Annotated in this window: 27 protein-coding genes; 22 read left to right on the top strand and 5 right to left on the bottom strand. The window is 37.5% G+C overall.

Annotation, left to right across the window (positions count from 1 at the left end; translation table 11 throughout):
- The first annotated feature begins 95 nt into the window (after positions 1 to 95).
- The 3 genes from JFU50_RS21850 (at position 96) to JFU50_RS21860 (ending at position 2,792) form a co-directional block, all read left to right on the top strand.
- A complete protein-coding gene (locus JFU50_RS21850) occupies positions 96 to 1,175 on the top strand; it encodes a nitric oxide synthase oxygenase (protein WP_201224101.1) in 1,080 nt (359 codons plus the stop codon).
- Between the two features lie 62 nt (positions 1,176 to 1,237).
- Positions 1,238 to 1,507, top strand: coding sequence for a hypothetical protein (locus tag JFU50_RS21855; protein ID WP_242486902.1), 270 nt, complete (start codon positions 1,238 to 1,240; stop codon positions 1,505 to 1,507).
- A 346-nt stretch (positions 1,508 to 1,853) separates the two neighbouring features.
- Complete coding sequence (locus JFU50_RS21860) at positions 1,854 to 2,792, top strand: magnesium transporter CorA family protein (protein WP_201224102.1); 939 nt, start codon at positions 1,854 to 1,856, stop codon at positions 2,790 to 2,792.
- A gap of 31 nt (positions 2,793 to 2,823) precedes the next feature.
- On the opposite strand, the gene JFU50_RS21865 is transcribed toward JFU50_RS21860, so the two are convergent.
- Positions 2,824 to 3,018 carry a hypothetical protein gene (locus JFU50_RS21865; protein WP_201224103.1) on the bottom strand — a complete coding sequence of 65 codons (195 nt, stop codon included), beginning with the start codon at positions 3,016 to 3,018 and terminating at the stop codon, positions 2,824 to 2,826.
- A gap of 100 nt (positions 3,019 to 3,118) precedes the next feature.
- Between JFU50_RS21865 and JFU50_RS21870 the strand changes: the two genes are divergently transcribed.
- Positions 3,119 to 3,280, top strand: a complete 162-nt coding sequence (locus tag JFU50_RS21870) for a hypothetical protein (protein ID WP_162878628.1) — start codon at positions 3,119 to 3,121, stop codon at positions 3,278 to 3,280.
- Positions 3,281 to 3,316: 36 nt separating this feature from the next.
- On the opposite strand, the gene JFU50_RS21875 is transcribed toward JFU50_RS21870, so the two are convergent.
- Positions 3,317 to 3,451 carry a YuzL family protein gene (locus tag JFU50_RS21875; RefSeq protein WP_098176396.1) on the bottom strand — a complete coding sequence of 45 codons (135 nt, stop codon included), beginning with the start codon at positions 3,449 to 3,451 and terminating at the stop codon, positions 3,317 to 3,319.
- A gap of 98 nt (positions 3,452 to 3,549) precedes the next feature.
- Between JFU50_RS21875 and JFU50_RS21880 the strand changes: the two genes are divergently transcribed.
- Entirely contained in the window at positions 3,550 to 3,801 is a 252-nt protein-coding gene (locus tag JFU50_RS21880) for a YkuS family protein (RefSeq protein ID WP_056520657.1), read from the top strand.
- A gap of 45 nt (positions 3,802 to 3,846) precedes the next feature.
- Here JFU50_RS21880 and JFU50_RS21885 read toward each other — a convergent pair whose 3' ends face one another.
- Positions 3,847 to 4,299 (bottom strand): OsmC family protein, encoded by a 453-nt coding sequence (locus tag JFU50_RS21885; protein ID WP_201224104.1) that lies wholly within the window; start codon positions 4,297 to 4,299, stop codon positions 3,847 to 3,849.
- A gap of 266 nt (positions 4,300 to 4,565) precedes the next feature.
- Between JFU50_RS21885 and JFU50_RS21890 the strand changes: the two genes are divergently transcribed.
- The 3 genes from JFU50_RS21890 to JFU50_RS21900 are packed head-to-tail and all read left to right on the top strand — an operon-like array spanning position 4,566 to position 6,926.
- Positions 4,566 to 5,327 (top strand): SDR family oxidoreductase, encoded by a 762-nt coding sequence (locus JFU50_RS21890; RefSeq protein ID WP_201225150.1) that lies wholly within the window; start codon positions 4,566 to 4,568, stop codon positions 5,325 to 5,327.
- Between the two features lie 24 nt (positions 5,328 to 5,351).
- Positions 5,352 to 5,879 (top strand): hypothetical protein, encoded by a 528-nt coding sequence (locus JFU50_RS21895; protein ID WP_201185285.1) that lies wholly within the window; start codon positions 5,352 to 5,354, stop codon positions 5,877 to 5,879.
- Positions 5,880 to 5,918: 39 nt separating this feature from the next.
- Positions 5,919 to 6,926, top strand: a complete 1,008-nt coding sequence (locus tag JFU50_RS21900; protein ID WP_201224105.1) for an alpha/beta fold hydrolase — start codon at positions 5,919 to 5,921, stop codon at positions 6,924 to 6,926.
- Between the two features lie 189 nt (positions 6,927 to 7,115).
- Here JFU50_RS21900 and JFU50_RS32010 read toward each other — a convergent pair whose 3' ends face one another.
- Positions 7,116 to 7,238 carry a hypothetical protein gene (locus JFU50_RS32010; protein WP_274608152.1) on the bottom strand — a complete coding sequence of 41 codons (123 nt, stop codon included), beginning with the start codon at positions 7,236 to 7,238 and terminating at the stop codon, positions 7,116 to 7,118.
- A gap of 446 nt (positions 7,239 to 7,684) precedes the next feature.
- Here JFU50_RS32010 and JFU50_RS21905 point away from each other — a divergent pair, with 446 nt between their 5' ends.
- The 9 genes from JFU50_RS21905 to JFU50_RS21945 all read left to right on the top strand — a co-directional run bounded on the left by JFU50_RS21905 (position 7,685) and on the right by JFU50_RS21945 (position 16,468).
- Positions 7,685 to 8,662 carry a ring-cleaving dioxygenase gene (locus JFU50_RS21905; protein ID WP_201224106.1) on the top strand — a complete coding sequence of 326 codons (978 nt, stop codon included), beginning with the start codon at positions 7,685 to 7,687 and terminating at the stop codon, positions 8,660 to 8,662.
- Between the two features lie 24 nt (positions 8,663 to 8,686).
- Positions 8,687 to 9,634 carry a ring-cleaving dioxygenase gene (locus JFU50_RS21910; RefSeq protein ID WP_201185281.1) on the top strand — a complete coding sequence of 316 codons (948 nt, stop codon included), beginning with the start codon at positions 8,687 to 8,689 and terminating at the stop codon, positions 9,632 to 9,634.
- A 5-nt stretch (positions 9,635 to 9,639) separates the two neighbouring features.
- On the top strand, positions 9,640 to 10,254 hold the full coding sequence (locus JFU50_RS21915; RefSeq protein ID WP_201225151.1) for an alpha/beta hydrolase: 615 nt from the start codon (positions 9,640 to 9,642) through the stop codon (positions 10,252 to 10,254).
- A gap of 14 nt (positions 10,255 to 10,268) precedes the next feature.
- Positions 10,269 to 10,877 carry a flavin reductase family protein gene (locus JFU50_RS21920; RefSeq protein WP_053348102.1) on the top strand — a complete coding sequence of 203 codons (609 nt, stop codon included), beginning with the start codon at positions 10,269 to 10,271 and terminating at the stop codon, positions 10,875 to 10,877.
- A 413-nt stretch (positions 10,878 to 11,290) separates the two neighbouring features.
- Positions 11,291 to 11,734 carry a CoxG family protein gene (locus tag JFU50_RS21925; protein ID WP_053346460.1) on the top strand — a complete coding sequence of 148 codons (444 nt, stop codon included), beginning with the start codon at positions 11,291 to 11,293 and terminating at the stop codon, positions 11,732 to 11,734.
- Positions 11,735 to 11,918: 184 nt separating this feature from the next.
- The gene (locus JFU50_RS21930) at positions 11,919 to 12,182 is read left to right on the top strand and encodes a metal-sensitive transcriptional regulator (protein WP_053346459.1); all 264 of its coding nucleotides are present in this window, start codon (positions 11,919 to 11,921) and stop codon (positions 12,180 to 12,182) included.
- A 248-nt stretch (positions 12,183 to 12,430) separates the two neighbouring features.
- On the top strand, positions 12,431 to 13,888 hold the full coding sequence (gene cls, locus JFU50_RS21935) for a cardiolipin synthase (RefSeq protein WP_056520642.1): 1,458 nt from the start codon (positions 12,431 to 12,433) through the stop codon (positions 13,886 to 13,888).
- An 82-nt stretch (positions 13,889 to 13,970) separates the two neighbouring features.
- Positions 13,971 to 14,720 (top strand): (S)-benzoin forming benzil reductase, encoded by a 750-nt coding sequence (locus JFU50_RS21940; RefSeq protein WP_201224107.1) that lies wholly within the window; start codon positions 13,971 to 13,973, stop codon positions 14,718 to 14,720.
- Positions 14,721 to 15,205: 485 nt separating this feature from the next.
- The gene (locus tag JFU50_RS21945; protein WP_201224109.1) at positions 15,206 to 16,468 is read left to right on the top strand and encodes a glycosyl hydrolase family 18 protein; all 1,263 of its coding nucleotides are present in this window, start codon (positions 15,206 to 15,208) and stop codon (positions 16,466 to 16,468) included.
- Positions 16,469 to 16,723: 255 nt separating this feature from the next.
- Here the strand turns inward: JFU50_RS21945 and JFU50_RS21950 are convergent, their stop codons facing one another.
- Positions 16,724 to 17,926 (bottom strand): MFS transporter, encoded by a 1,203-nt coding sequence (locus tag JFU50_RS21950; RefSeq protein ID WP_201224111.1) that lies wholly within the window; start codon positions 17,924 to 17,926, stop codon positions 16,724 to 16,726.
- 221 nt (positions 17,927 to 18,147) lie between these two features.
- On the opposite strand from JFU50_RS21950, the gene JFU50_RS21955 reads away from it, so the two are divergent.
- The 5 genes from JFU50_RS21955 (at position 18,148) to JFU50_RS21975 (ending at position 24,626) form a co-directional block, all read left to right on the top strand.
- Entirely contained in the window at positions 18,148 to 19,863 is a 1,716-nt protein-coding gene (locus JFU50_RS21955; RefSeq protein ID WP_053346454.1) for an ABC transporter ATP-binding protein, read from the top strand.
- A 171-nt stretch (positions 19,864 to 20,034) separates the two neighbouring features.
- Positions 20,035 to 20,253, top strand: a complete 219-nt coding sequence (locus JFU50_RS21960) for a hypothetical protein (RefSeq protein ID WP_201185275.1) — start codon at positions 20,035 to 20,037, stop codon at positions 20,251 to 20,253.
- 1,469 nt (positions 20,254 to 21,722) lie between these two features.
- Entirely contained in the window at positions 21,723 to 22,745 is a 1,023-nt protein-coding gene (locus JFU50_RS21965) for a TRAP transporter substrate-binding protein (protein ID WP_201185273.1), read from the top strand.
- Positions 22,746 to 22,776: 31 nt separating this feature from the next.
- Positions 22,777 to 23,352, top strand: a complete 576-nt coding sequence (locus JFU50_RS21970) for a TRAP transporter small permease (protein ID WP_201185271.1) — start codon at positions 22,777 to 22,779, stop codon at positions 23,350 to 23,352.
- A complete protein-coding gene (locus JFU50_RS21975; protein ID WP_201224113.1) occupies positions 23,349 to 24,626 on the top strand; it encodes a TRAP transporter large permease subunit in 1,278 nt (425 codons plus the stop codon). The genes JFU50_RS21970 and JFU50_RS21975 overlap by 4 nt, the downstream gene beginning before the upstream one ends.
- Positions 24,627 to 24,640 lie beyond the last annotated feature (14 nt).

Consider the following 24,640-nt stretch of genomic DNA (forward strand, 5'->3'; position numbering starts at 1 on the left):
CATTCAAAAAGAAGTTCCTTTAGAGATAAAATGAGAAATGTGGTACTTTATTAGTGAACTAAAAGTTTGTGTAAATGGAAGGATTCGTGGGATAGATGAGTGATTTACTGCAAGAGGCCGTATCCTTTATCAGGAAATGCTATTCAGAATTAGTAAAAACAGAAGAAGAAACGAATAGTAGAATTGAACATATTAAAAAGGAAATTATAGATACAGGTAGATATGAACATACATTAGAAGAATTAGAACATGGTGCTAAATTAGCATGGCGTAATAGCAATCGCTGCATTGGTCGCTTTTTTTGGGAGTCGTTGAGAGTGATTGATAAAAGGATGCTTCAAAGCGAAGAAGATATTTCATCCGCTCTTTTTGAACATATTGGTTACGCTACGAATAATGGAAACATCAGACCTGTGATTACGATTTTCAAACAAAAAGATGATGAAAAAAAGGTGGGTATTTGGAATCACCAGCTTATCCGCTACGCAGGGTATGAAACAGAACATGGTGTTATTGGAGATCCAAGTTCAGTAGAATTTACGAAGCAATGCCAAGCATTAGGGTGGGAAGGGAAATTTGGATCTTTCGATGTTTTACCACTTGTAGTCCAGTTGGACGGAGAAGAACCGAAACTTTATGAAATTCCTAAAGAGCTAGTTAAAGAAGTTCCAATCAGCCATCCTGAATTTTCCTGGTTCACAGATCTTGAGATTAAATGGTATGCAGTTCCAATCATTTCAGGCATGAGACTTGAAATCGGCGGTATTACATATACTGCTGCACCATTTAATGGCTGGTATATGGGGACGGAGATTGGTGCGAGAAACCTTGCAGATGAGGATCGCTACAATATGCTTCCCAAAATAGGCGAGAAGATGGGTTTGAATATTAAACGAGAATCTAATCTATGGAAAGATCGAGCCTTGATTGAATTAAATGAAGCGGTCCTTTATTCCTTTAAAAAATATGGCGTTAGCATTGTGGATCACCATACAGCCGCTAAACAGTTCAAGAAATTTGAGGAAAGAGAATCCTCTTGTAACCGAAAAGTAACGGGGGATTGGACATGGTTAATTCCCCCAGTATCACCAGCTACGACACACGTTTTTCATAAACCGTATAACAATGAAATAATAAAGCCGAATTTCTTTTATCAAAAGCCTCCATATAATTAGAGGTTTACGTTAACTTACACTGGGTATATTTATATTAACCCAACGTAAGGAGGAAGGTAATGATGGCATTAGGAAGAAACGTAGTATTGCTAGGAGTCGGAGTTGCCGGAGTCTCGTTTTTATCAACAAAAACGAACAGAGGAAAAGTGAAGGATATATGGTCCAATGCAAAAGATAAGACTATGAGCTTATGGCAAAAAAAACATTCAGATTTGGATCCTTTAATTGAAAAGGCAGGTCACCCGGATCCATATGATCATGAAGATAATAAAATGGTTGACGAAGGCGCTATGTACAGTGTGAACTACTATAATAATGCGAAGCATGGATAATTAAGTGAAGAATCGCTTGGGGATGTCCCCAAGCGATTTTTTTATGATATTATTCTTTGGCATATTTATAAAATTTCTTGCTTTTAAAAGTTAATAATCAGAAAATTCTAAATTTATATTAGGTAGTTTCAAGGTGGGAAATTCGTTATTGTGCTTTATTAGAATAAGGATTAAGATAAAAGAATCGAAAGGAAGTGGATACAAGTGAGCAGCAGTTCTTATGATCCTGAACCCAGAAAGCAAGAGGAAGCCAATATGATGCTAGACGTCGAGACTGTTATTCTTCCTGAGTATCTGCTCGAAGAAGGTAAATAGTGCTTTCTCTATAGAAGAGGAGGTCAACTAAATGATTGAAATCTACAAGACGAATGAAAACCGTATTCTGAATAAAACCGGGGAAATGACAAAAGGTTCTTGGGTGAACATTGTTGCACCGACAGAAGCCGAAATTGAATATATATGTACGACTTTGCAATTACCGATTAATTTCATGAAAGATCCGCTAGATGATGAGGAACGGCCACGAATCGAAAAAGAAGATGATAATGTGTTAATTATCGTCGATTTTCCTTATTTGACTCAAGACGAAGCGAACCTGCCTATCTATGAAACGATTCCCATTGGGATGATCTTTACCAAAGACTGTTTTATTACAGTATCATTAAAAGAGACTCCTATATTAACAAACTTTAAAAACAATAAAATCAAAGGGTTTTTTACAAACAAGAAGACAAGGTTTGCCTTGCAATTATTATTTGAAATTTCATCTTATTATTTACGTTATTTAAAACAAATTAACAAGATGACTAATGAAGCGGAACGTGAATTGCACCAGTCAATGAAAAACAAAGAACTATATACATTCTTAGCATTGGAAAAAAGCCTGGTTTATTTTACGACATCATTGAAATCTAATAGGGTTGTTCTTGATAAAATTCTCCGTTTTAATTATTTGAAAATGTATGAGGAAGATAAAGATTTACTAGAGGACGTAATTATCGAAAATGCACAAGCTATTGAAATGGCAGAAGTGTATCTATCGATTCTTAGCGGGATGATGGATGCGTTCGCTTCCATTATATCCAATAATGTTAATAATGCTATGAAGTTCCTAACATCAGTTACGATTATATTAACACTCCCAACCATGGTGGCGAGTTTTTACGGAATGAATGTAGAACTCCCGTTTGAACATAGTTCGTTTGCATTTATCTTTACTTTATTAATTGCTATTACTTTAGCGGGTACAACAGCATTTATTTTTTGGAAAAAGAAATATTTTTAAGGTTAACCGGCTTACAAGTAAGCCGGTTTTGTTATGATTCCTCAAAATATTCTTCAAAGCCTTCACTGCTTATTCTATCGGTATAGGGGTTCTTATCCGTTACATTCTTTGTATCTAAATTTGTTTTAATGACTAGTCTGGGGCTTTGTGATGATTGCGCAATGATACGGTCATTTAAATCCTTAAAATCTGGTAACTCCTTATTGCCGGGATTGTTTGGTTCCAAAAAAATCACCTCCACTTGTATCTTTGGAAAAAATGATGCAATGTATTCATGAATATGCTCGTTGATGGAAATCATAAAAGAACAAGAGGAGGAGATTATGATGACTACATGGAATGAGCAGGCAGCTCCTGATAATAATTTAAAGGCAACTGATATAAAACCAGAAAGAGCTGTAAAAGCAAAATCGAAAACAATGATCATTGATGAAGATCAATTGAATGATGTGAAAATTCAACAGGAAATCATGAAACAGAATATATAATAACAAAATGGGCCTAGTTTTAGGCCCATTTTGTTATTATGAACGTTTCTGCTTTTTTTGTGATGAGGATTGGGTAAAGGAACCAGTTTCTTTCGTTGTTGTACCTTGTCCCTCTATTTGTGAAGAACCTAAACGAGTTTGCGATGCGTCTTTTTTATTTTTTCCATTCATATTTATCACCTCGACATTACTTTTCCTATTTCCTTTGCATCCTATACATATATTGAAGGTAAAAAGGACAGCTTAGCAAGTAGAGGAGGTGTGTGTTGATGTCAAAAATCGGTGTTGAAGAATCATTAACGAATATTCAGGAAGCACTTCGTGAAAAAGGTTTTGATGTTGTAGAGATTAAACAAGAAGCTGACGCAAAAAACTTGGACTGTTGTGTGGTAACAGGTTTGGAAACTAATGTGATGGGAATAATCGATACTTCATCTAAAGCTTCTATCATAGAGGCAAATGGTTTATCGGCTGATGAAGTGTGCCGCGAGGTTGAAAATAAAATTAACTCTATTCAATAGTACAAAAAGTGCCTAACCCTCTATAGGGTTAGGCACTTCTTCTGTTCAGGGCTGAGCTATGGAAATAGTAGCGATTAATTCAACTTCTACATTGCCTTTGATGGCTCGGGAAATCATACAACTTGATTCCGCTTTTACTGCAAGTTTCCGGGCTTTTTCTGCCTCCTTTTCCGATGTAATGGATGCTAATACGAGAGTTGGCCGATGAATGATTTTCTTGTAAGTGAATACACCATTCGTAACATCCACTAAGGCTTCTGATTGCATAGTCAAACTGACCTTTTCAATTTTACTTCGCTCTAACATGGCAGCAAAGGTAATGATATAGCAAGTCGAAGCTGCTCCGAGCAGCATTTCATCCGGATTAGTTCCAATCCCAGGTCCTTCCATTTCGGTTGGCACGCTTATTTGGGTCTGAAGATTCCCCGATTGAATCGTGCCGATATCATTTCTTCCGCCTGGCCATTCCGCGCTTAAATGAAAGTGATGCATCGTCATATCTAAAACCTCCTTAATATTCTTTTAGTGTAAACGAATAAACAGGGTATGTATTCGATTTTGCTCGTAAATCAGGAAGTAATCTCATACATATTGAATTCATATGGAAAGCAAAAATTAATAAAGCTAGTGAAACAAAAAGGCAGAGGCATTAGGCTATTTTAAGCACCATAATGGATAGGCTTTTCTATAATAATATAAATCGCTTTATAAAAAGATAGATATTTCATTACGGGAGGGTTGATAAGTTGACAACATTAAGTAATATGTTCGATTTAACGAATAAAACGGCTATTATTACCGGAGGCGGTAGAGGGCTAGGCAAACAGATAGCTTTGGCGCTGGCAGAGGCAGGAGCTAATATTGTTATTGCCTCACGCAATCTTTCTGTATGTAAAGAGGTTTGTGATCACCTACAATCATTAGGAATTAAAGCGATCGCCTTTGAATGTGATATTACCAATAAGAGTGACATCGAACATATTGTAAAAGAAACTGTTTCTCAATTCGGTGCCATTGATATTCTTGTCAATAATAGCGGTACATCTTGGTCAGGCCCGCTATTGGATGTTCCTGAGGATAAATGGGAGAAAGTGTTGAAGGTAAATGTTACGGGTACGTTCTTGTTTTCGCAAGCTGTAGCAAAGGTCATGTTACAGCAAAAGGCCGGTAAAATCATTAATATTGCATCTGTGTCGGGTCTTGGCGGTTCGATACCTGAAGTATTGGATACCATTGCTTATAACACAAGTAAGGGCGCTGTGATAACAATGACTAAGGATCTAGGGGTTAAACTTGCTAGACACGGGATTCAAGTCAACGCGATAGCACCAGGCTTTTTCCCGACTAAAATCACAAAAAAAATCCTTGAAGAATCCAACTTTGACATCGTAGGTCAAACTCCGGCTGGCCGGTTTGGTAATGAAGAGGATTTAAAAGGAGCCGCCGTTTTTTTAGCCTCGAAAGCGTCCGATTATTTGGTTGGACATGTTTTAATCGTTGACGGAGGTATAGCAGCATTAGCATAATCCGAGAAGAGAGGAACGATATATATGGCAGAAAAATCAGATTTATATAAAGAGCTAAAAGTGTTTGGCAAACAAAAAGAGCAACAGTTGAATAGTAAAATTCAGGAGTTAATAAATAATAGGGAGTTAATAGAATCAGTTAGTAGAAGTTCACAAATGCAGGTTCCAGAGATAATAAAGATGCAGGAGGCCTCAGAAAGAAGGTCCATTATCATGAATTATCCCACAAAAAAAGATGTAGCCAATATTGCGAAATTAGTCCTCCAGCTCGAAGAAAAAATTGACAAATTAGAAGAGCTACTTTCCACTGTAATTCCACAAAGGGATGGGTTTCTTAGAAGTCAACCTTCTTTGAGTGATTTAGGGGTCGTTTATTCATTAGGTAGTAAAAAAATGAAATCAAGAGAGGAATCTAATAAAAAGGAAGTTAGTAAAAAAATGAACTCAAGAGGGGAATCTAACAAAAAGGAAGAGAATAGAAAAAGGATTTTAGATTTAATAAACCAATTACAAGATTTAAAGTTTGTTGGACAGGGGAATAGAAATGTCTAAACGAAAAGTGCCAAAAAATCAACCTGAATCGATTTCTAAATGGAAACATTTTTCGGATATTCCCAATCAGCCTATGCCGGAAATGGGATTAACACCAAAAATTTCGGTGTGGAAAAAAATAAATCTACACTTTGGTATTATCCGGCGGTAAAAAAAAAATATAACGTGCCGGTTTTTCTAATTTATTCACTCATCAATACCCCGTTAATTCTCGATTTAGCTCCAGGTAATAGTTTAATAGAAGCTTTTGTAAATGAAGGGTTTGAAGTGTATTTGCTTGATTTTGGAAGTCCAGGCTATGAAGATGGGGACATCTCGATTGATGATTATATCGTCGATTACATTCAAAAAGGAGTCCAGCGCGCATTGCGACACTCCGGAGCGTCAGAGATAACTGTGATGGGTTTTTGTCTTGGAGGTACAATAGCTGCTATGTATGCGGCTATTGCAGACGAGCCTGTTAAGAATTTAATTCTCTCCGTTACACCTATAGATTTTAGTGCCTCCCAATCTTTTGATCAATGGCAAGCTGCAATAAAAGATGGTACCGCAGATTTTGACGAGACGATTGACATTTTTAAAACGATCCCAGCTAGTGAGGTTAAATATGGAATCCGCTTGATCACATCACCTATCTATATATCACCCTATCTGTCTTTATTAAATCAAGCTGATGATGAAGAATATGTTCAACATTGGCGTCGATTCAATGCGTGGACAAATGGACACGTGCCTTTAGCTGGAGCGACTGCAAAACAGATAGGTCAAGATCTTGTGATAAACAATCGTTTGGTTAAGGGGAGTTTAAGAATCAGAGGAAAAAAAGCTAGGCTATCCAATATTGACGCTAGTGTATTAGTATCAGCAAATGAAAATGACCGTCTGGTACCGCAGGAAATGATTAATCCGGTTATGAAGCATTTGACTTGTAAGGATAAGACGTACATTCTCCTACCAAGTGGACATGCTTCCAAGGAGTATGTGAGTGGACTCCCACTTTACCTTAAGGAATGGCTTCCGAAGCGATCCTCTCCAATAAATAATTAACAGTTTTTGAAGGGAGATGTATGATGTACGTGGTAAATGAATATGAAAATTTTAAAATTATGCCAATTATAGGTTATTTAGGGTTTGCACCTGTAGTATTCACAAGATTTTTTGGAACAATTCCAGATTATATCGGTTGAAAATAGTAGGGCTGGCTCGGAAGTTGAGCCAGCCCTACTACTTTATGAGTTATATTTTTACTCGATCTTCAAGTGGGGAGAAGGTTTTATCACCTGGATAGGCAGTGGGTTTTCCAAATGGCATCGGTGCAGTCAGCTTCCAATTCTGATGAATGTTCAATGTCTTGCTCATTTCGACACCAATTTAGGGATTATAGTGCTGAAGGTCGCTCTGAACCCTTTAATTTCTAAGGCTGTCCAAACGACAAACTGAAAAATACCTGACGATTAGTTGGACCAAATCGGGAAGTTTTCAGCATACAATTTAAATGGCTCTTGAAGACCTTTAATAAAAGCCTGATAATCAACAAATAAAAACTTACCATATCCATTTTCTCTACTGATTGTCTGAAATTTTTTTTATAATAAGTAGAAATAAATGGTCGTATTTTTTTCATAGTATTTTCTATAAGTGAAAGGCAAGAATGGTTGACAAAAATATCACTCTAGTTTATCTTTAAATCAAGATATTTGGATTAAAAGTATTGTTCTTTATGCTGATACCTCGAAGTCGAGATATTAATCACAGGTTAATTTATCTCTCTAAAGGGGAGATATATATAGAAAGGAGTGGTGCAGATGGAATTAAAAGGATTGCATCACGTTTCGGCGATTACGGCTAGAGCGGGTGGGAATTTTGATTTCTACACGAAAACGTTAGGGTTTCGATTAATCAAAAAAACGGTGAATCAGGATGATATTCGTGTGTATCACTTATTTTACGGAGACGAGGCAGGTTCTCCGGGGACAGAACTAACGTTTTTTGAAATACCTCAAGCTGCCCGTACACATGAGGGGAACAATAGTATTTCAGAAATTGCTCTAAGAGTGAAAGATAATAAAGCGCTGGATTTTTGGAAAAAACGGTTTGTAGAATATAATGTTGAGCACGGCGAAGTAACGACTCGTTTTCAACGACAGGTACTTGCATTTAAAGATCCAGAAGGGCAGAGACTACTACTGGTTTCCGATCAGGATAATAAAGGCGTTCACGGAGGAGTGCCATGGGATAAGAGCCCGGTACCGAAGGAATTTTCTATCCTTGGATTAGGACCAGTTAAGCTTACAGTTCCTAATATTGAACCGACTGAAAGAGTACTTACTGAGGTGTTGGGGTTCAGGAAATCAGGCGCTTATTCATCATCTATAAGGGGTCAAAGCAAGATTATCGTTTATGAGACAGGCAAAGGTGGAACTGGTGCAGAAATTCATATTGAAGAGCGGAATGACTTGCCGCGTGAACGACTAGGAAGGGGAGGCGTACACCATGTTGCCTTTCGTGTCGATAACGAAGAAGAACTGAGAAAATGGATAGCAAAATTAAATGAATCAAGTTTAATAAACTCTGGGTTTATTGACCGTTTTTACTTTCGTTCCCTCTATTTTAGGGAACCAAATGGTATATTGTTTGAACTAGCAACAGACGGACCTGGTTTTGCAACGGATGAAGAAGAGCAATACCTAGGAGAGTCTTTGGCCTTGCCACCCTTTTTAGAATCAAAAAGAGCGGATATAGAGGCGAATTTAAAACCACTAAATACAAAATCTACATTTTAATTGAATTGAAAGGTGGTTGACACCATGCGAAAGCAGACAAAAGGAATTCATCATATAACCGCCATAGTAGGTAATCCGCAAGAGAATGTGGATTTCTATGCAGGGGTATTGGGAATGCGAATGGTGAAAAAAACTGTGAATTTTGATGATCCAGGTACCTATCATTTATATTTCGGAGATGAATCAGGTTCACCTGGCTCCATCATCACTTTCTTTCCGTGGCCTGATGCATACCAAGGAAGAATTGGTTCCGGACAAGTAGGGATTACGACATATGTCGTTCCAGAAGGATCTATTGAATTCTGGGAACTACGTTTATCCAAATTTAATATTGAATTCGAGAAAGCCACCCGTTTCGGAGAGGAATATCTCGAATTTAACGATCCTCATGGTTTGCACCTTGAACTTGTCGCTCGTAAAGAGGGTAAAAATAGCGAGTGGTCATTTGGCGGTGTGCCTGCTGATAAGGCGGTCAAAGGGTTCGGTGGCGCGATATTATTGACGGCAAAACCGGACAAAACGATGAAATTATTAGAAGAAGTGATGGGATTGAAGAGAATTGCAGAAGAAGGGGACTTTATTCGCTTCAAATCCAATTCAGACATCGGGAATTTGATTGATATCAAAAAAACTATTATGCCAATTGGGAAAATAGGAGTAGGGACAGTACATCATCTCGCATGGCGTGCGAATGATTTTGATGATCATAAGGATTGGAGAGAGCATATCGGAAGCTTTGGCTATGGAGTGACACCTTTTACGGACCGTCAATATTTCGATGCCATTTATTTCCGTGAAGAAGGCGGCATTCTTTTTGAAGTTGCCACAGATCCACCCGGATTTGCTCACGATGAATCGAAGGAAACAATGGGAAGTAAATTAATGCTGCCACAATGGTTGGAAGAAAAGCGAGAAATTATGGAAAAAACGTTACTTCCGGCTGTACCAAGGGTTCTTAAGGAGGATATATAATGTTAATGAAACATATTTTTGAAAAAGGAAGTAATCCAGGAGCTCCGTTACTTTTGCTTTTGCATGGTACAGGGGGAACGGAAACAGACCTTTTACCATTAGTAGAAATGGTTTCACCAGGTTCATCCGTATTGAGTGTGCGCGGAAATGTTCTTGAAAACGGTATGCCACGTTTTTTTCGAAGGTTGGCTGAGGGTATTTTTGATGAAGAGGATTTGATTTTTCGTACAAAAGAGCTTAATGACTTCTTGGATATAGCAGCCGAAAAGTACGATTTTGACCGTGAGAATGTGGTAGCATTAGGTTATTCTAATGGTGCTAATATCGCTGCAAGTTTGATGTTTCATTTTGAAGGGGCATTAAAAGGGGCAATTCTTCACCATCCAATGGTGCCTAGACGAGGGATGACTTTGCCGTCACTTTCCGATGTACCTATCTTTATTGCCGCTGGGAAAAACGATCCGATTTGCCCGGCTCAAGAAACGGGTGAACTTTTGCAACTCTTACAGCAAGCAGGTGCGACAGTCGACATTCACTGGGAAAATCACGGACATCAGTTAACACGATCAGAGGTCGAAGCAGCTAGTTCATGGTTTCAAAAACATTTATTTAAAGATTGAAAGAGGGAGAGAAGATGATTTCAGTAAATCCTGAAGGTCTAAGTGAACGGGAAAATTATAAATTTTTGACTGGAAGTATTATTCCAAGACCCGTAGCCCTTGTTACCACACAATCTGAAACTGGAGTATTCAATATAGCGCCGTTTAGTTTTTTTAATATAGTCAGTTCTAATCCTCCAATGATTTCAGTATCCGTTCAAAGGAAAAAAGGAGTGTCAAAAGATACTGCACGAAATGCGATTGAAACCGGTGAATTTGTTGTTCACATCACTGATGAAGACAATGTTGTAGATGCAAATCAAACTGCAGCAGAACTCCCAGCTGAGGAAAGTGAATTAAGGCTAACTAATTTCACGACGACGGCTAGTGATAAGGTTGCGGTTCCTGGGTTACGAGAAGCGAAGGTACGCCTTGAATGCAAACTTGAACGGGCTATACCATTAGCAGGTTCATCAGATAAACCAGGTTGTGATTTGTTGATAGGGAAAGTAGTGTGCTACCATATCAAGCAAGACATCTATCACAATGGTCGAATTGACCAGAATGGACTCAAACCAGTAGCCCGGTTAGCCGGTCATACGTATACTAAACTAGGCGAGTTATTTGATCTTGAGCGTCCTTAAAAATCACATTTGGATACAACAAATGGCGACATCTTTATTAGATGTCGCCATTGTTCTTACTGTTATTTTTTAAGATAAAGACTTTATTCATGTAGTTACATGTATTTTTTGTTTGTCCCTTAGTGGGGCAAGTAGACCCTTAATGCCTAATGCCGACAGGACCTAATGGGATGCTGAATGCAAGTGCGTTTATATCTTTTGTAATAACAAGTAACCCTGTTAAATCAACATTTTCATTTTAGGCTCATCTTTTGACGTATCATCTGTCATTACAGTCCTTCTTTTTAAATGGTCAAAATTGCAAGCGATATTGAGAAATTTGTTTCGGACTCTTTTCTAATATCAGGTCTAACCTAAAAGCTGCAATGAATACATTAAAAAGATGTAAGTAAAATGATTAAGGGGGAACTCAGTTGTCAGAAGGATTACATAGTATCATCTTACCCGTTTCAATTGAAAATGTATGGGGGTTTGTCAGTGTCATTGATCTATGGGCGCCTCTGGTCCCAGGATATATTAGTCATGAGATAATAAATGATGAGACACTCGTATGGGAGTTTAAAAGCGATTTGGGATTAATGAAAAAGAAAATTAAACTTGAAGTTGATATATTAGAATGGAACGAACCTAATAAGGTAACATTTAACCTTCGGGGATTAAATGAAAAATTTGATGGATATGGTTACTTTTTTGCTGAACAGATCGGGAAAGGACAGACTAAGATGACTGGTTGTCTTGCGATAATGGCTAAAGGAGCTAAAGCGCCGATTGTAAATGCGTTGTTAAAATCCTACGTTCCCCAAATGACTGTGGAATTTTCAGAGGCTATTGCACAAAATCTCCTTGTACAAAAATAGAGTATTTACCTATCGAATAAGGGTTATTTGAGATAAATACTTGACAAGTATACCTGAGAGGTATGTATTATGAATTGTAAGGCGATAAGATTATTTTTTTACATTCATTCCATATGGGACTAAACGTGGATGATATGCCTGATAAGAATAATAAGTTACAAGGGATAGGAGGTCAACCTCACACATGGAATATGAAAAGCAAATGAAAAATAGAGTTAAACGAATTGAAGGACAGCTTCGTGGGATTTTGAAAATGATGGAAGAAAATAAAGACTGTAGAGATGTCGTAACACAGTTATCTGCCACTCGATCTGCAATCGACCGTACAATTGGTGTAATTGTGAGCTCCAATCTTGTAGAATGTGTCCGGGAAGCTAATGAGACAGGTGAAAAGAACCCTGAAGAACTTGTTAAAGAGGCAGTTAATTTATTAGTGAAAAGCCGATAAAATAAATGAGTTAAATACAATGTATCCTGTATATTGCAATGAAAGTTTGTATAAGAAGATTAAAAGTCACCCTGGCAGTTATGGATGTTTTAAGGGTTGGTTCGAAAATACTTAAATAGAGATAGGCCCCTACAGGAAGGGGCCTATTTTTGCGAATTTTTGTTTTCTTTTTTCTAATAGGCAAATCCTTTGATATAAAGAATTTGCATGTTATCCTTAAAGGGATAAAAATTGAGTGAGGGTATGCTATGGAATTTACGCATGTTACATCGGTTTTGTTAGGCCTCGTTATTATTCTTAATATTCTATTTGCAACGATTGTTATATTTTTTGAAAGAAGAGAAGCCAGCACGACCTGGGCTTGGTTATTGGTGTTATATTTTTTACCTGTAGTCGGTTTTATTTTATATCTTCTTTTTGGAACAAGTTTGAGGCACGCTCACTTATTCCAATGGGAGGATAAGAAAAAAATTGGGATTGAAGAAATCCTTGATAAACAGATGGAAGAGCTTTCTACGGATCACTTTCCTTTTCGAAATACCTCTTCGAGCAATTACCGTGATTTGATTTATATGCACCTTCGAAATAATGATGCAGTTCTGACGGAAGATAATCATGTCGATATTTTTTCGGATGGAAGAAAGAAGTTTGAACAGCTTTTTAAAGATATCGAAGAGGCAGAAAACCATATACATATACAATATTATATTATTCAAAGAGACGGTCTCGGAAAACGGTTCATTGAGGCTTTGACGAAAAAAGCAAATGAAGGTGTCAAAGTCCGCCTGCTTTATGATGAATTAGGGTCAAGGGGAATGACAAAAAGTTTTTTCAAGGACTTTAGGCAGGCAGGCGGCAGAGTGGAAGCATTTTTTCCATCCAAGTTAAAATTTATTAATTTACGTTTGAATTTCCGTAATCATCGAAAGCTCGTCATCATAGATGGAAAAGTAGGGTATGTTGGGGGCTTTAATGTCGGAGATGAATATTTGGGGCTTAATCCAAAGTTCGGTTATTGGCGTGATACACACCTTAGAATAAAGGGATCGGCGGTCAAAGCCATTCAAACTCGTTTTATTCTTGATTGGAATCAGGCTTCAAAAAATCATGATATTATTTATCAGCCACATTATTTTCCTAATTTGAAGCCTCAGGGTAATATTGATTTGCAAATTGTGACAAGTGGTCCTGATTCTGAATGGGAACAAATAAAAAATGGCTATATTAAATTAATTTCTTCAGCAAAGAAATCGATTCTGATTCAAACACCTTACTTTATACCGGATGCTAGTTTATTGGATGCACTCCGGATTGCCAGCTTGTCAGGGCTGGATGTGAAAATCATGATTCCAAATAAACCTGATCATCTTTTCGTTTATTGGGCAACAACCTTTAATGCAGGGCAGTTATTAAGAGCGGGAGCTAAGGTATACATCTATGATAACGGTTTTATACATGCGAAAATGATTGTTGTGGACGAAGAGGTCTCTTCGGTCGGTACTGCTAACATTGATGTCCGGAGTTTTAAATTGAATTTTGAAGTCAATGCCTTTATTTATGATGAAGGAATGGCCGAAACGCTGACGAAAAATTTTTATAATGATGTAGAAGTTTGTAGACAACTAACAATTGAAGAGTTTGAAAAACGTTCAAAGTGGATTCGTTTTAAAGAGTCCATAGCAAGGCTGTTATCACCCATTTTATAATTTTTATTCGGAGCAGCCAAACACTATACGGGCTGCTTCTTTTGGTACAATAAATAATAATCAATGAAAGGGAGGAATTGTGGTGAAGACTTTTATAATCACAGGAGCTTCGAGAGGATTAGGTGCAGCTATTGCTAAGCAATGCTTGCAGAAAAGTGACCATTGTATTTTATTATCCCGTACAGCTCATCCTGAAATGGTGGAAATAGCTGCTCAATCCGGAACAAAACTTACTTTTATTTCCGTTGATTTAATTGAAATTGAGCAGCTTACTTCGTTAGTCAATAAGATTCTTGAAGAGGTCGATGAAAAAAGCGAGATTTACTTTGTTAATAATGCTGGTGTAATTGAACCAATCAAGCCGGTAGGAAATCTGGGACAGGAAAGTTTGGAAACCAGCATGCGAGTAAATTTTATGGCACCAGTAGTATTAGCAGATGCATTCGTTAAACGAACAAAGCATTGGGACCGAAAGAAGGTTATGGTCAACATTTCTTCAGGAGCAGCGAAAAATCCCTATCATGGCTGGGCTGCCTACTGTAGTACAAAGGCGGGACTTGAAATGTTCACCCGTGTTGCAGGATTGGAACAGGATAAGGCGCCTTTCCCTATGACTCTCATATCTTTTTCACCAGGTGTAATGGACACAGGGATGCAAGAAACAATTCGTTCAGCTAATGAACAGGACTTTTCCGACAGGGAAAAATTTCATAACTATAAAGAAAAAGGCACTCTAAGAAGCCCAGAATTCGTTGCGGAAAAACTATTGGAGCTACTCGAAGTGGATGAGTTGGAAAATGGAAAGTTTTACGATATTAAAAGTTTACTTTGAGGTATAGAAGAAAAGCTGGGATGGAAACTTAGCAAATAGTATTAAAGGTAAGAGGTTGTCCTTTTGGACAGCCTCTTTTCATTTTAAACAGTGATGATAATATATTTTTCTCTTTGTACACTTCTCTCATTTTGACAAGGTTCTATCTATGTAAACCAATTTTCTTTGCTTCATATGCTTTTCGAAGTACATTTCATAAAGAGCGTAAGTAGTTTGCAGCCAGATCAATAGAAATGGTTTTGTTGACATTTTGATAATTCCTTTAAATTAGCCTCCTATGACTGTTTTTTTGCGTCATGTATAAAAGTGCGGGGAGACTGGAATATTGTAAGTTTTATTTACAGATCAATCAGTATAGATTAATAACATGGCGGACTCTGAGTGTCAATATATTCAGAATATGCAACACGATGAAAATTTGATAATTCGTTCTATATAAATACCCGAATAACATACACTTTTTCGAGGGAGTGGGAGGGTTTTGAATGACGATCGTTATTGTGAAAAAAGGTGCTAGCCTATGGGAAATTGCTAAAATGAATAAGGTTGACCCATCGAGGATAGTCGAAGTTAACGGATTGGAATCAACAGCACTGGTTCCGGGTCTGGCGTTGTATATCCCGGATGACAAAGTGGTGAATCGAACGTATCTTATAAAAAATGGTGATACGCTCTCTGAAATTGCCCGACGTTTTGGAACAAGTATAGCGGCCATCATGAAAGCAAATCCAGGGCTTGTTGCAAGCTCACTTAAGGTCGACACGGAAATTTTGATTCCGTCTCCTTATAAAAATCAATTGATCACGCTTGGGTTTGCCTTCCCAACTTCAGGTGGAGTAGTGTTTAAAACGCTTGAGGAGAATGGTGATAAGTTATCCTATTTAGCAATTGTAGCTTATTCCTTTACCAAGGAAGGCTATGCATTCGTTGATGGTGATGATCTCCCTCTTATCGCGAAATGCGAACAGACCGGGGTGACGCCACTATTGATGATCCGGAATTTTCAAGACGGTGATTTTGATGCTGACTTGGCGGGTGAAGTTCTCACTAGTTCGATTTACAGAGGGAATTTGATTAATAGTATGCTGAATATCGTAAGGGAGAAAGGCTATGGGGGGGTCAGTATGGACATCGAATTCATCCCTCCTGCAAGACGGTCTGATTATGTGCTTTTTTTAAAAGAATTAAAAGAGGGGTTGAACGAACTAATTCTTCATGTTAACGTACATGCAAAAACATCAGATAATCCTGACAATCGAATTGTAGGCGGTCATGATTATCGGGGAATTGGAGAGGTAGCCGACCTTGTTGCCGTAATGACAATTGATTTTGGGTATCCAACTGGCCCACCCGAACCAATTTCTCCACTTTGGTGGATGGTCGAGGTTCTTCGTTACGCTTTAACGAATATCCCTGCGTATAAATTGCAGTCGGCATTTCCTATGTATGGATACGATTGGATTGTACCAAGCAATGAGACGAAGGCATTATCAGCGCAAAATGCACAAAATCTTGCCATTGCGACTGGCTCGGAAATCTCTTTCGACACGTCAGCGGCATCACCTACCTATTCTTATAGAAAAGAAAACTTGGATCATGTCGTTTGGTTTGAAGATATTCGTTCGATAAGCGCAAAATATGAAGTGATTGATGCCTATGAACTGATAGGTGCCACTTATTGGCAGATTGGTTTGGAATTTCCGCAGAATTGGGCGTATATGGAACAGAATATTATAATTATAAAATAGAATGTTTTGGTGTAAGTAATGAGCATTAAAATGAGAATATCGATCAATCGTACAATTTTGGATCGTTCTGTTGGTTTGCTGTTAACGGGTCTAAGCAAGTTCCTACCGAGGAAAAATATGAGGACAGCCAATCATGTTCAACACAGCCTTGGGTGTCACTAAAAAGGGAAAGGAGCTCCGAAATGAAAGCTCCTTTCAAATACAGAAACAAATGGAGGTACCGTTACACAGACAAGAAGGCTTGCAGTGATGATTTTATATTTCTTTCCCTTGAAAGTCCTTCCTTTTCCAAATCGCATAAAGAAAGGCAATGAATATTAAAATTGAAGAGAATTGGAAAGTTGTATTGACACCGTATGTTTCCGTTATATAGCCTAGAAGCAGAACGGAACTTGCAAACGTAAGATTGATAACAGCTCCCCAAACCGCATATATTTTCGCTAATGTTTTTTCCGATGCTTGATCTTGGATAAGCTTGGTGTAAAATACATCCCGAATTTGTTCTGGGAGGCCGTACATACATGCTAGCAGCAAAGCAATTGCTGGATTAGTGTTGGCACCGAATAGCATTGTCAGTAGGGCACTGAGAAATAGTCCGAAAACAATGAAAAAGCAGATATATCTTTCTAGTAACTTTGCAAAACGGATGACAAGCAATCCACTAACAATCATGCCGATAAAGTAGCTTGTGTTAATATACCCCCACCATTGCTCTCCTAGTTTTAAGTTCTGTTCGACATATACATATATAATAGCAGCGATCCAGACGCTAGATGCTAAAGTTGTTATAAAATCAAGGGAGATGAGTGTACGGATAGTTGGTTTTTTTCGGATCGCCACCCATCCGGATTTAATCGAATCCCGACTTGATGAAAGAATGGTTTCTGCTGTTTGTTCAGTGATTTCAATTTTTATGGTACAGATTGTTGAAACGGCATAAAGTATAACTGTCATCCAAATAATAAAGCTACTGCTGGTGGATATAAATAAAACAGAACCAAGTGGCCACCCTGAGACAAAGATTGTCTGGGTGATTACATTCAAAAAACCATTTGCCCTTATCAATTCTTCTTTTGGAACTAATTGAGGAGTCAAAGCTGCACTTACCGGGGCAGCTACTCCATCTAATAATGAAATCATGGCGATAAAGATTAGAGCTACCACAGCAAAAGCTTGATTAAAATTAGTTATATAGATTCCTAGTATAATGAGTAAGATAGTTTTCCACAATTGAGATAGTACAAGGATTCGTTTTAAAGTAAATCTGTCAATAATGAGAGGTGCAAGTAAACTGCTGATAAACCGAAAAATCGTTGTTGTGAACGGAAGCAAGCTCAAATAAAGAGCCGATCCTGTTAAGGCATATATAAGTGAAATCAACCCGACTACATAAAATATATCTCCAAGATTAGCAAACGCCTGACCAATCCAAAGGTGGCGAAACGATTTGTTCTTCATGATTACCATCCTTTTGAATGAATAATGTTATATGGTATTAGAATGGATTTTTTAAATTACACTGGATTCACTCCTTAAAATTAATAGGTTTATGAGCCGGGTTAGTGGCTGTTTAATATAGATAATTTTACCATAATTTTAGCTTCGTAATCCGAAATACTTGAATATTAATGAATATGGAATTATACTCCTTTATATATGTTTAAAAGGAGAATAATTTGATGATTCGACGTTTTGCTTCATATTACCTGCCACATAAGCGGTTATTCATTATTGATTTCTTCAGTGCAGTGGTTGTTGCTGTGCTTGAACTTGCTTTTCCGCTAGCTGTTCAATGGTTTATAGATACACTGTTGCCGGGTGACGATTGGTCGGCAATTGTTTCTGTGAGTGCGGGCTTATTACTTCTCTATATAATTAGTACATTCTTGCAGTTTATCGTAGGTTACTGGGGGCATAAACTGGGGATTAATATCGAAACTGATATGCGCGAAGAGCTATTTGAACATGTTCAAAAACAGTCTTTTAGATTTTTCGATAACACAAAAACTGGCCATATCATGAGCCGAATCACGAATGATTTGTTTGATATCGGAGAACTAGCACACCATGGTCCCGAAGATTTATTCATTGCTATTATGACCTTTATTGGAGCTTTTTGGATTATGTTGACGATCAATGTGAAGTTGGCGCTCATATCCGTTTGTATATTGCCATTCCTTGTTTTGCTAATTGTTATAAGTAATTTAAAGATGAATAAAGCATGGAAGCAAATGTACAAAGAAGTTGCAGATGTTAATGCACGTGTGGAAGACAGCGTCTCAGGTGTTAGGGTCGTTCAGTCTTTTACTAATGAAACATATGAAATGGAACGATTTTCGACGAATAATCGCAGATTCCGTAAGGCGAAGTTACTTGGATATAAGGTAATGTCCTTCAGCTTATCAGGCATTTACATGATGACAAGGTTTATGACACTCGCAGTGTTAGTAATGGGTGCTTGGCTTACTTTTCATGGACAGCTCTCATATGGGGAACTAGTCGCGTTTGTCTTATATGTGAACGTTTTATTTAAGCCAATCGATAAAATCAGTGCGTTGATGGAACTATATCCGAAAGGGATGGCTGGATTTAAGCGTTTTACTGAACTTCTGGATATAGAGCCAGATGTCGAGGATAAAAAGAATGCATTTGCCGTTAATGCTCTTTTAGGTGATATTTCTTTTAATGATGTCACTTTTAATTATGAAGACAAAAAAACTGTTTTAAAAGGCATTGATTTGAATATCAAAGCTGGTGAAACCATTGCTTTTGTAGGTCCATCCGGAGCTGGAAAAACGACTATCTGTTCGTTAATCCCTAGATTCTATGATGTTATTTCCGGTTCAATTTCTATTGATGGAATTGATATTCGAGAGATGACAAAAAAATCACTACGGTCACAAATAGGCATAGTCCAGCAAGATGTGTTTCTTTTTACAGGAACATTAAAAGAGAATATCTCATACGGATTGCTTAATGCAACGCATGAACAAATTCAAGAAGCAGCAAGAAAAGCCCATCTAGAGGCTTTCATTGAAGGATTACCAGAAGGATATGAAACTCAAATAGGTGAGCGAGGTTTAAAGTTATCGGGAGGACAGAAACAAAGAATTGCAATCGCCAGGATGTTCTTAAAAAATCCACCGATATTAATTCTCGATGAGGCAACATCTGCGCTTGATACTGAAACCGAAAGAATCATCCAGCAGGCACTTACCGAACTTGCTGAAAATAGAACTACACTCATTATCGCCCACCGATTAGCAACGATTCGAAACGCCGACAAAATTATTGTTGTTACAGAAGAAGGAATTGCTGAAGAGGGCCGCCATGAAGACTTACTTAAGCAAGGTGGTATCTTTGCTAATCTGCATAAATTACAATTTCAAAAATAATAGTGATCTAAAGCTACATGTCCATTCATTGAGGATATGTAGCTTTCTTAATTTATTTGAATTATTCCTCAGTTATTGAAGTAATTTTAATTAATGATAACAAAGTTACGGGAAAAAAGTTTGCAAGGGAATTATAAATTTTTACTATATAAACATGTAGGGGTGCGTTAATTGGTTACGGATATCATTAAAAGAATGGAAGATTTCATGAATGAAATGGAGGGAAAATGGGGGGCAATGGATAAAGAGTTTGATAAAGTACAATTTCAGGAGGATATCTCAAAAAGGTTCCAAACAACTTTATACACCCTTAAGGACTCACTTTTTATGCAAGAGCAAATCGAAATTGAAAAATGGAAGAATCATGTGCAGAAACAATTGGAAGGATAGCTTGCTCAAGTATCAAGATTTATTTAAAGAAGAATCTCCCGCAAGTAAAAAAAGCATCAGTAATCTCTTTGAATAAAAGGGGTTACTGATGCTTTTTGATTTGCTTTATAGGCCTAAGATTAAGGCCATATCGAAAGTGGCGGAAACTTCATCAAGTTGCTGAGCATTATTGCATACCTAAAAGAGAAACTGACTTTTCGATATTAGTGCTTAAAAACGGAACGTATCATGCGTTAAGTAACCGGAACCCTGAATTCAGAAGGCAAGATTAACTATTAAAATGGCTCCATCAAAAATCCGGCGATTAAGCATGAGAGCTATCGTAAAATATAAAAAGTTCAAGAAAACTCCGTCCATGTCAGATTCATTGGAATAGTGCGAAGGAAGGTGAAGTTAAGTACCTCCGAATGTCACCATAATGAAAAATAAAAGAATGGATTGATAAATCGTAACTTGCTAACAGGTATAGGAATACTTTTTTATAGAATCGATAAGGCTAGGAGGATGCCGATAATCCCCGATAGCTCTATATATTATGAAAAATTATCATAATGTCAATCTCCGCCAAAATTAACTCGGGGGGAGGTCCGAATGCGAGAATAATTACCAGACATACCCTATAGTAACCCATTACCTCTCCAAGACGTTTAGGTCGAAAGAGGTTTAAACGATTGTCGAAACATGTGTTCTGGATGTTCCCCAGCCTACATTCTGAAGGTACCAAAACTTTATCTTTTTAGAAACATGTGATTCTGCTAGAGAATTGATTGATGCTATGGACAACAAAAATAACATCAAGAAGGTTTCTGTTAAAGAGAGTAGGAAAGAGCGACTTTAATGTCGACTAATCAATGTCTTAAGAAATCTTAAAAATATCCTAATATAGAAAAAATGAAACTTCTATTCATTCTTCAAATGGTTTAAATATTTATTGTTTAATTAATTTAGTGAAATTTCCAGAATGTTGTTATTCCACTTGTGAGTAAAAATCTTTGTGCTTGGGCTCAGTTGAAATAACTTCCTCCACCGAACCGAAAATGACAGATAGGGCAACAGAATTATGCTTTGTTTCCTTGAGGACATCGGGAGGAGATGTTTAAATATAGACTGGAAAGAAGAGTATCTATTGTATTTTGTTAAGTTGTTAAAAAATTCAAAAAATGGTTTGACAAGGATAAAAACAGAAGCTTATAATCAACGTAAGTTCTAATTTTGAAAACTGAGTTTTACATTATAGAACACATTTAATCTATATTTTAATACTGAAGAAAAACTTAGGTCTAAAAATTGTATAAATAATGGGTAAACAGATATTTATTGATAAACAATCTTCCTTGCTCCGGTTAAAACAAAACGGAGTTTTATATTATAAAACAAGATTCTGTGAAACTAACAAGAAATAGTAAGGGGAAGTTCTTAATATCAGTCTATAATGATAACGCTTACAAAAACTATAGGGGGTGTTTTAAATGAAAAAAAGAAAGTTTTATGGATTTGCCACAAGCGTAACTCTTGCTGGGGTATTACTTCTTTCAGGATGTGGAAGTGAGGGAGAAAAGACTAGCGGTGGGATTGAAAAGAAAACCATTAAAGTTGCACATTATTTTGCTGAAGATCATCCTCAAAATATTGCATTAAAAGAAAAATTCAAAACACAGGTTGAAAAGGAAAGCAATGGAGAATTAGAGGTCCAAATTTATGCTAACAGTACATTAGGAGCGGAAAAAGAATTTTATGATGGTGTCAGAAACGGAACAATCGAAATGGGTATCCCAGGTCTAATAATGCAGGCTGACATTCCTAAAATGGGGGTTCCTGAATGGCCATTCCTATTTAGAGATTTCGAACATGTAAAATCGGTACTGAATGGCCCGATCGGTGAAGAATTGACAGCTGACCTAAATCCAAAACATGGAGTAACACCACTAGCATGGAGTGCAAATGGATTTAGAATGTTTTCGAGCAATCGTACGATAGAAAGTATGGATGACTTTGATGGTCTTCGACTTAGAATGCCCAACATTCCAAACTACATAAAACTAGGTGAATCGCTCGGAACAAACGTTAGTCCACTGCCTATTTCTGAAGTATTTACTGCTCTTGAACAAAAGGTAGTAGATGCTCAAGAAAACCCTATTGCTACTCTTAGATCCTCAGGATGGAATGAAGTACAAAGTGATGTACTAGAATCAAAGCATATGTTTAGCCCTAATATTTACATTATTAATAGCAAATTCTTTAACGGTTTGACTAAGGAACAACAAAAGATTATTGAAACAGCAGCAAAAGAAGCAGCAGCATATGAGTTTGAATTACTGGAACAAAGCTATGAAGATGATAAAAAATTCCTCCAGGATAATGGAATCAAATTTACTACGCCTGACGAAAGATTTACCCAAGAAATGGTAGAGGCGTCTCAACCTGTATATGATGAAGTCTTTGCAGAAAATGATTGGGCAAAAGAGCTAGTTGGAAAAATTAAAGCAGAATAAAGCAAGGTCATAGGAAGGGGGAGATGTAAAGATGAGTAAAATATCCAGACTATTAGAAAATACTTTGAACATTGTTATGGCTGCTGCATTAGCGATCATGGTTGTTCTCGTCTTTGGCAATGTAGTTCTTCGATATTTCTTTAATTCAGGTATCACTTGGTCAGAAGAAATGTCAAGGTACCTTTTTATCTGGCTGACGTTCCTCGGTGCCATTGGTGCTTATAAAAACAAAGAACACTTGGGTGTTGACATGGTCATTAAAAGGCTTCCAAATAAGATGAAAAAAGTGGTGCTCGTTATTAGTGATTTGATGATATTGTTTGTCCTTCTCCTTGTCCTGGATGGTAGCTGGAAAATGACTTTGATTAACATTGATAGTACAGCGCCTGCTACTGGTATGCCATTAGCATTTGTATATGGGACAGGTATCCTTGTTAGTGTTTCCATGGGTTTATTGATCATTAACAATTTATATAGGATCTTTTTCAATAAGATTAAGGACGAAGAATTAGTCAGTATTAGTGAGTCTGAAGAGCTAATCTCTCTCCATGGTGATGAATTTATAACAGAAGGAATTATAGAAGGGAAGGAGGAGAAACAAGGATGATAGGTGTATTTGTCGGATCTTTACTAGGAGCAATGTCTTTGGGAATGCCTATTGCTTTTGCCTTACTCGTAAGTAGCGTAGTGTTAATGTACGCTCTTGGTATTTTTGACAGTCAAATCATCGCGCAAAACTTAATCAGTGGTGCTGATAATTTCCCACTCATGGCGATTCCGTTCTTTATGTTGGCGGGGGAGGCAATGAATCGGGGTGGATTGTCACGGCGTATCGTTGAGATGGCAATGTCTATGGTTGGGCATATCAAAGGAGGACTTGGCTATGTTGCAATAATTGCGAGTGTATTATTTGCAAGTTTATCAGGTTCAGCCGTTGCTGATACAGCAGCTCTTGGGGCTATCTTAATACCAATGATGACAAAAGCTGGCTATAATGTGAACCGTTCAAGCGGGTTGATAGCATCTGGTGGAATTATTGCCCCAATCATCCCACCGAGTATTGGTTTTATTATTTTCGGTGTAGCCAGTGGTGTGTCCATTACAAAGCTATTTATGGCAGGGATCGTTCCGGGGATTCTACTTGCGGTCGGACTTACTATTACCTGGGCCATTATAGCACGCAAAGATAATGTAGCCGTTAAACCTCGTGCCTCAATTAAAGAAATACTTATTTCACTTCGTCAAGGGATATGGGCTCTATTCCTACCCGTCATTATCATTGGGGGATTGAAATTCGGATTATTTACACCGACTGAAGCTGCAGTCGTGGCTGCAGTGTACGCAATATTTGTCGGTCTAGTAATCTATCGTGAAATGAAAGTGACAGATTTGTACGATGTCTTTGTTCATGCCGGAAAAATGACAAGTGTGGTCATGTTTCTGGTCGCAGCAGCACTCGTGTCATCTTGGCTGATTACTGTAGCTGATTTACCTGGTCAGGTAATTGGCTTGTTGGAACCATTTTTGGATCATCCACTCCTTCTATTAATAATGATTAACTTGCTAGTTATTGTAGTTGGAACAGCGATGGATATGACGCCGACGATCCTAATTCTCACACCTGTTTTGATGCCGCTAGTTGAAGCAGCAGGAATTGACCCAGTATACTTTGGTGTCCTGTTTATCCTGAATAATGCCATTGGTTTGCTTACACCACCGGTTGGAACCGTTTTAAATGTCATGTGTGGGATAAGTAAAATCAGTATGGAAGACATCATGAAAGGGATATGGCCTTTCTTGCTCGTTGAAGTAATTGTTTTGATTTTGTTAATCTTGTTCCCATCCTTAGTGTTAGTCCCCCTAGGATGGTTTACATCCTAATGGAATGAAACCAG

The sequence above is a fragment of the Peribacillus sp. TH14 genome (genome assembly GCF_016651145.1).
Classification (GTDB): domain Bacteria; phylum Bacillota; class Bacilli; order Bacillales; family DSM-1321; genus Peribacillus; species Peribacillus butanolivorans.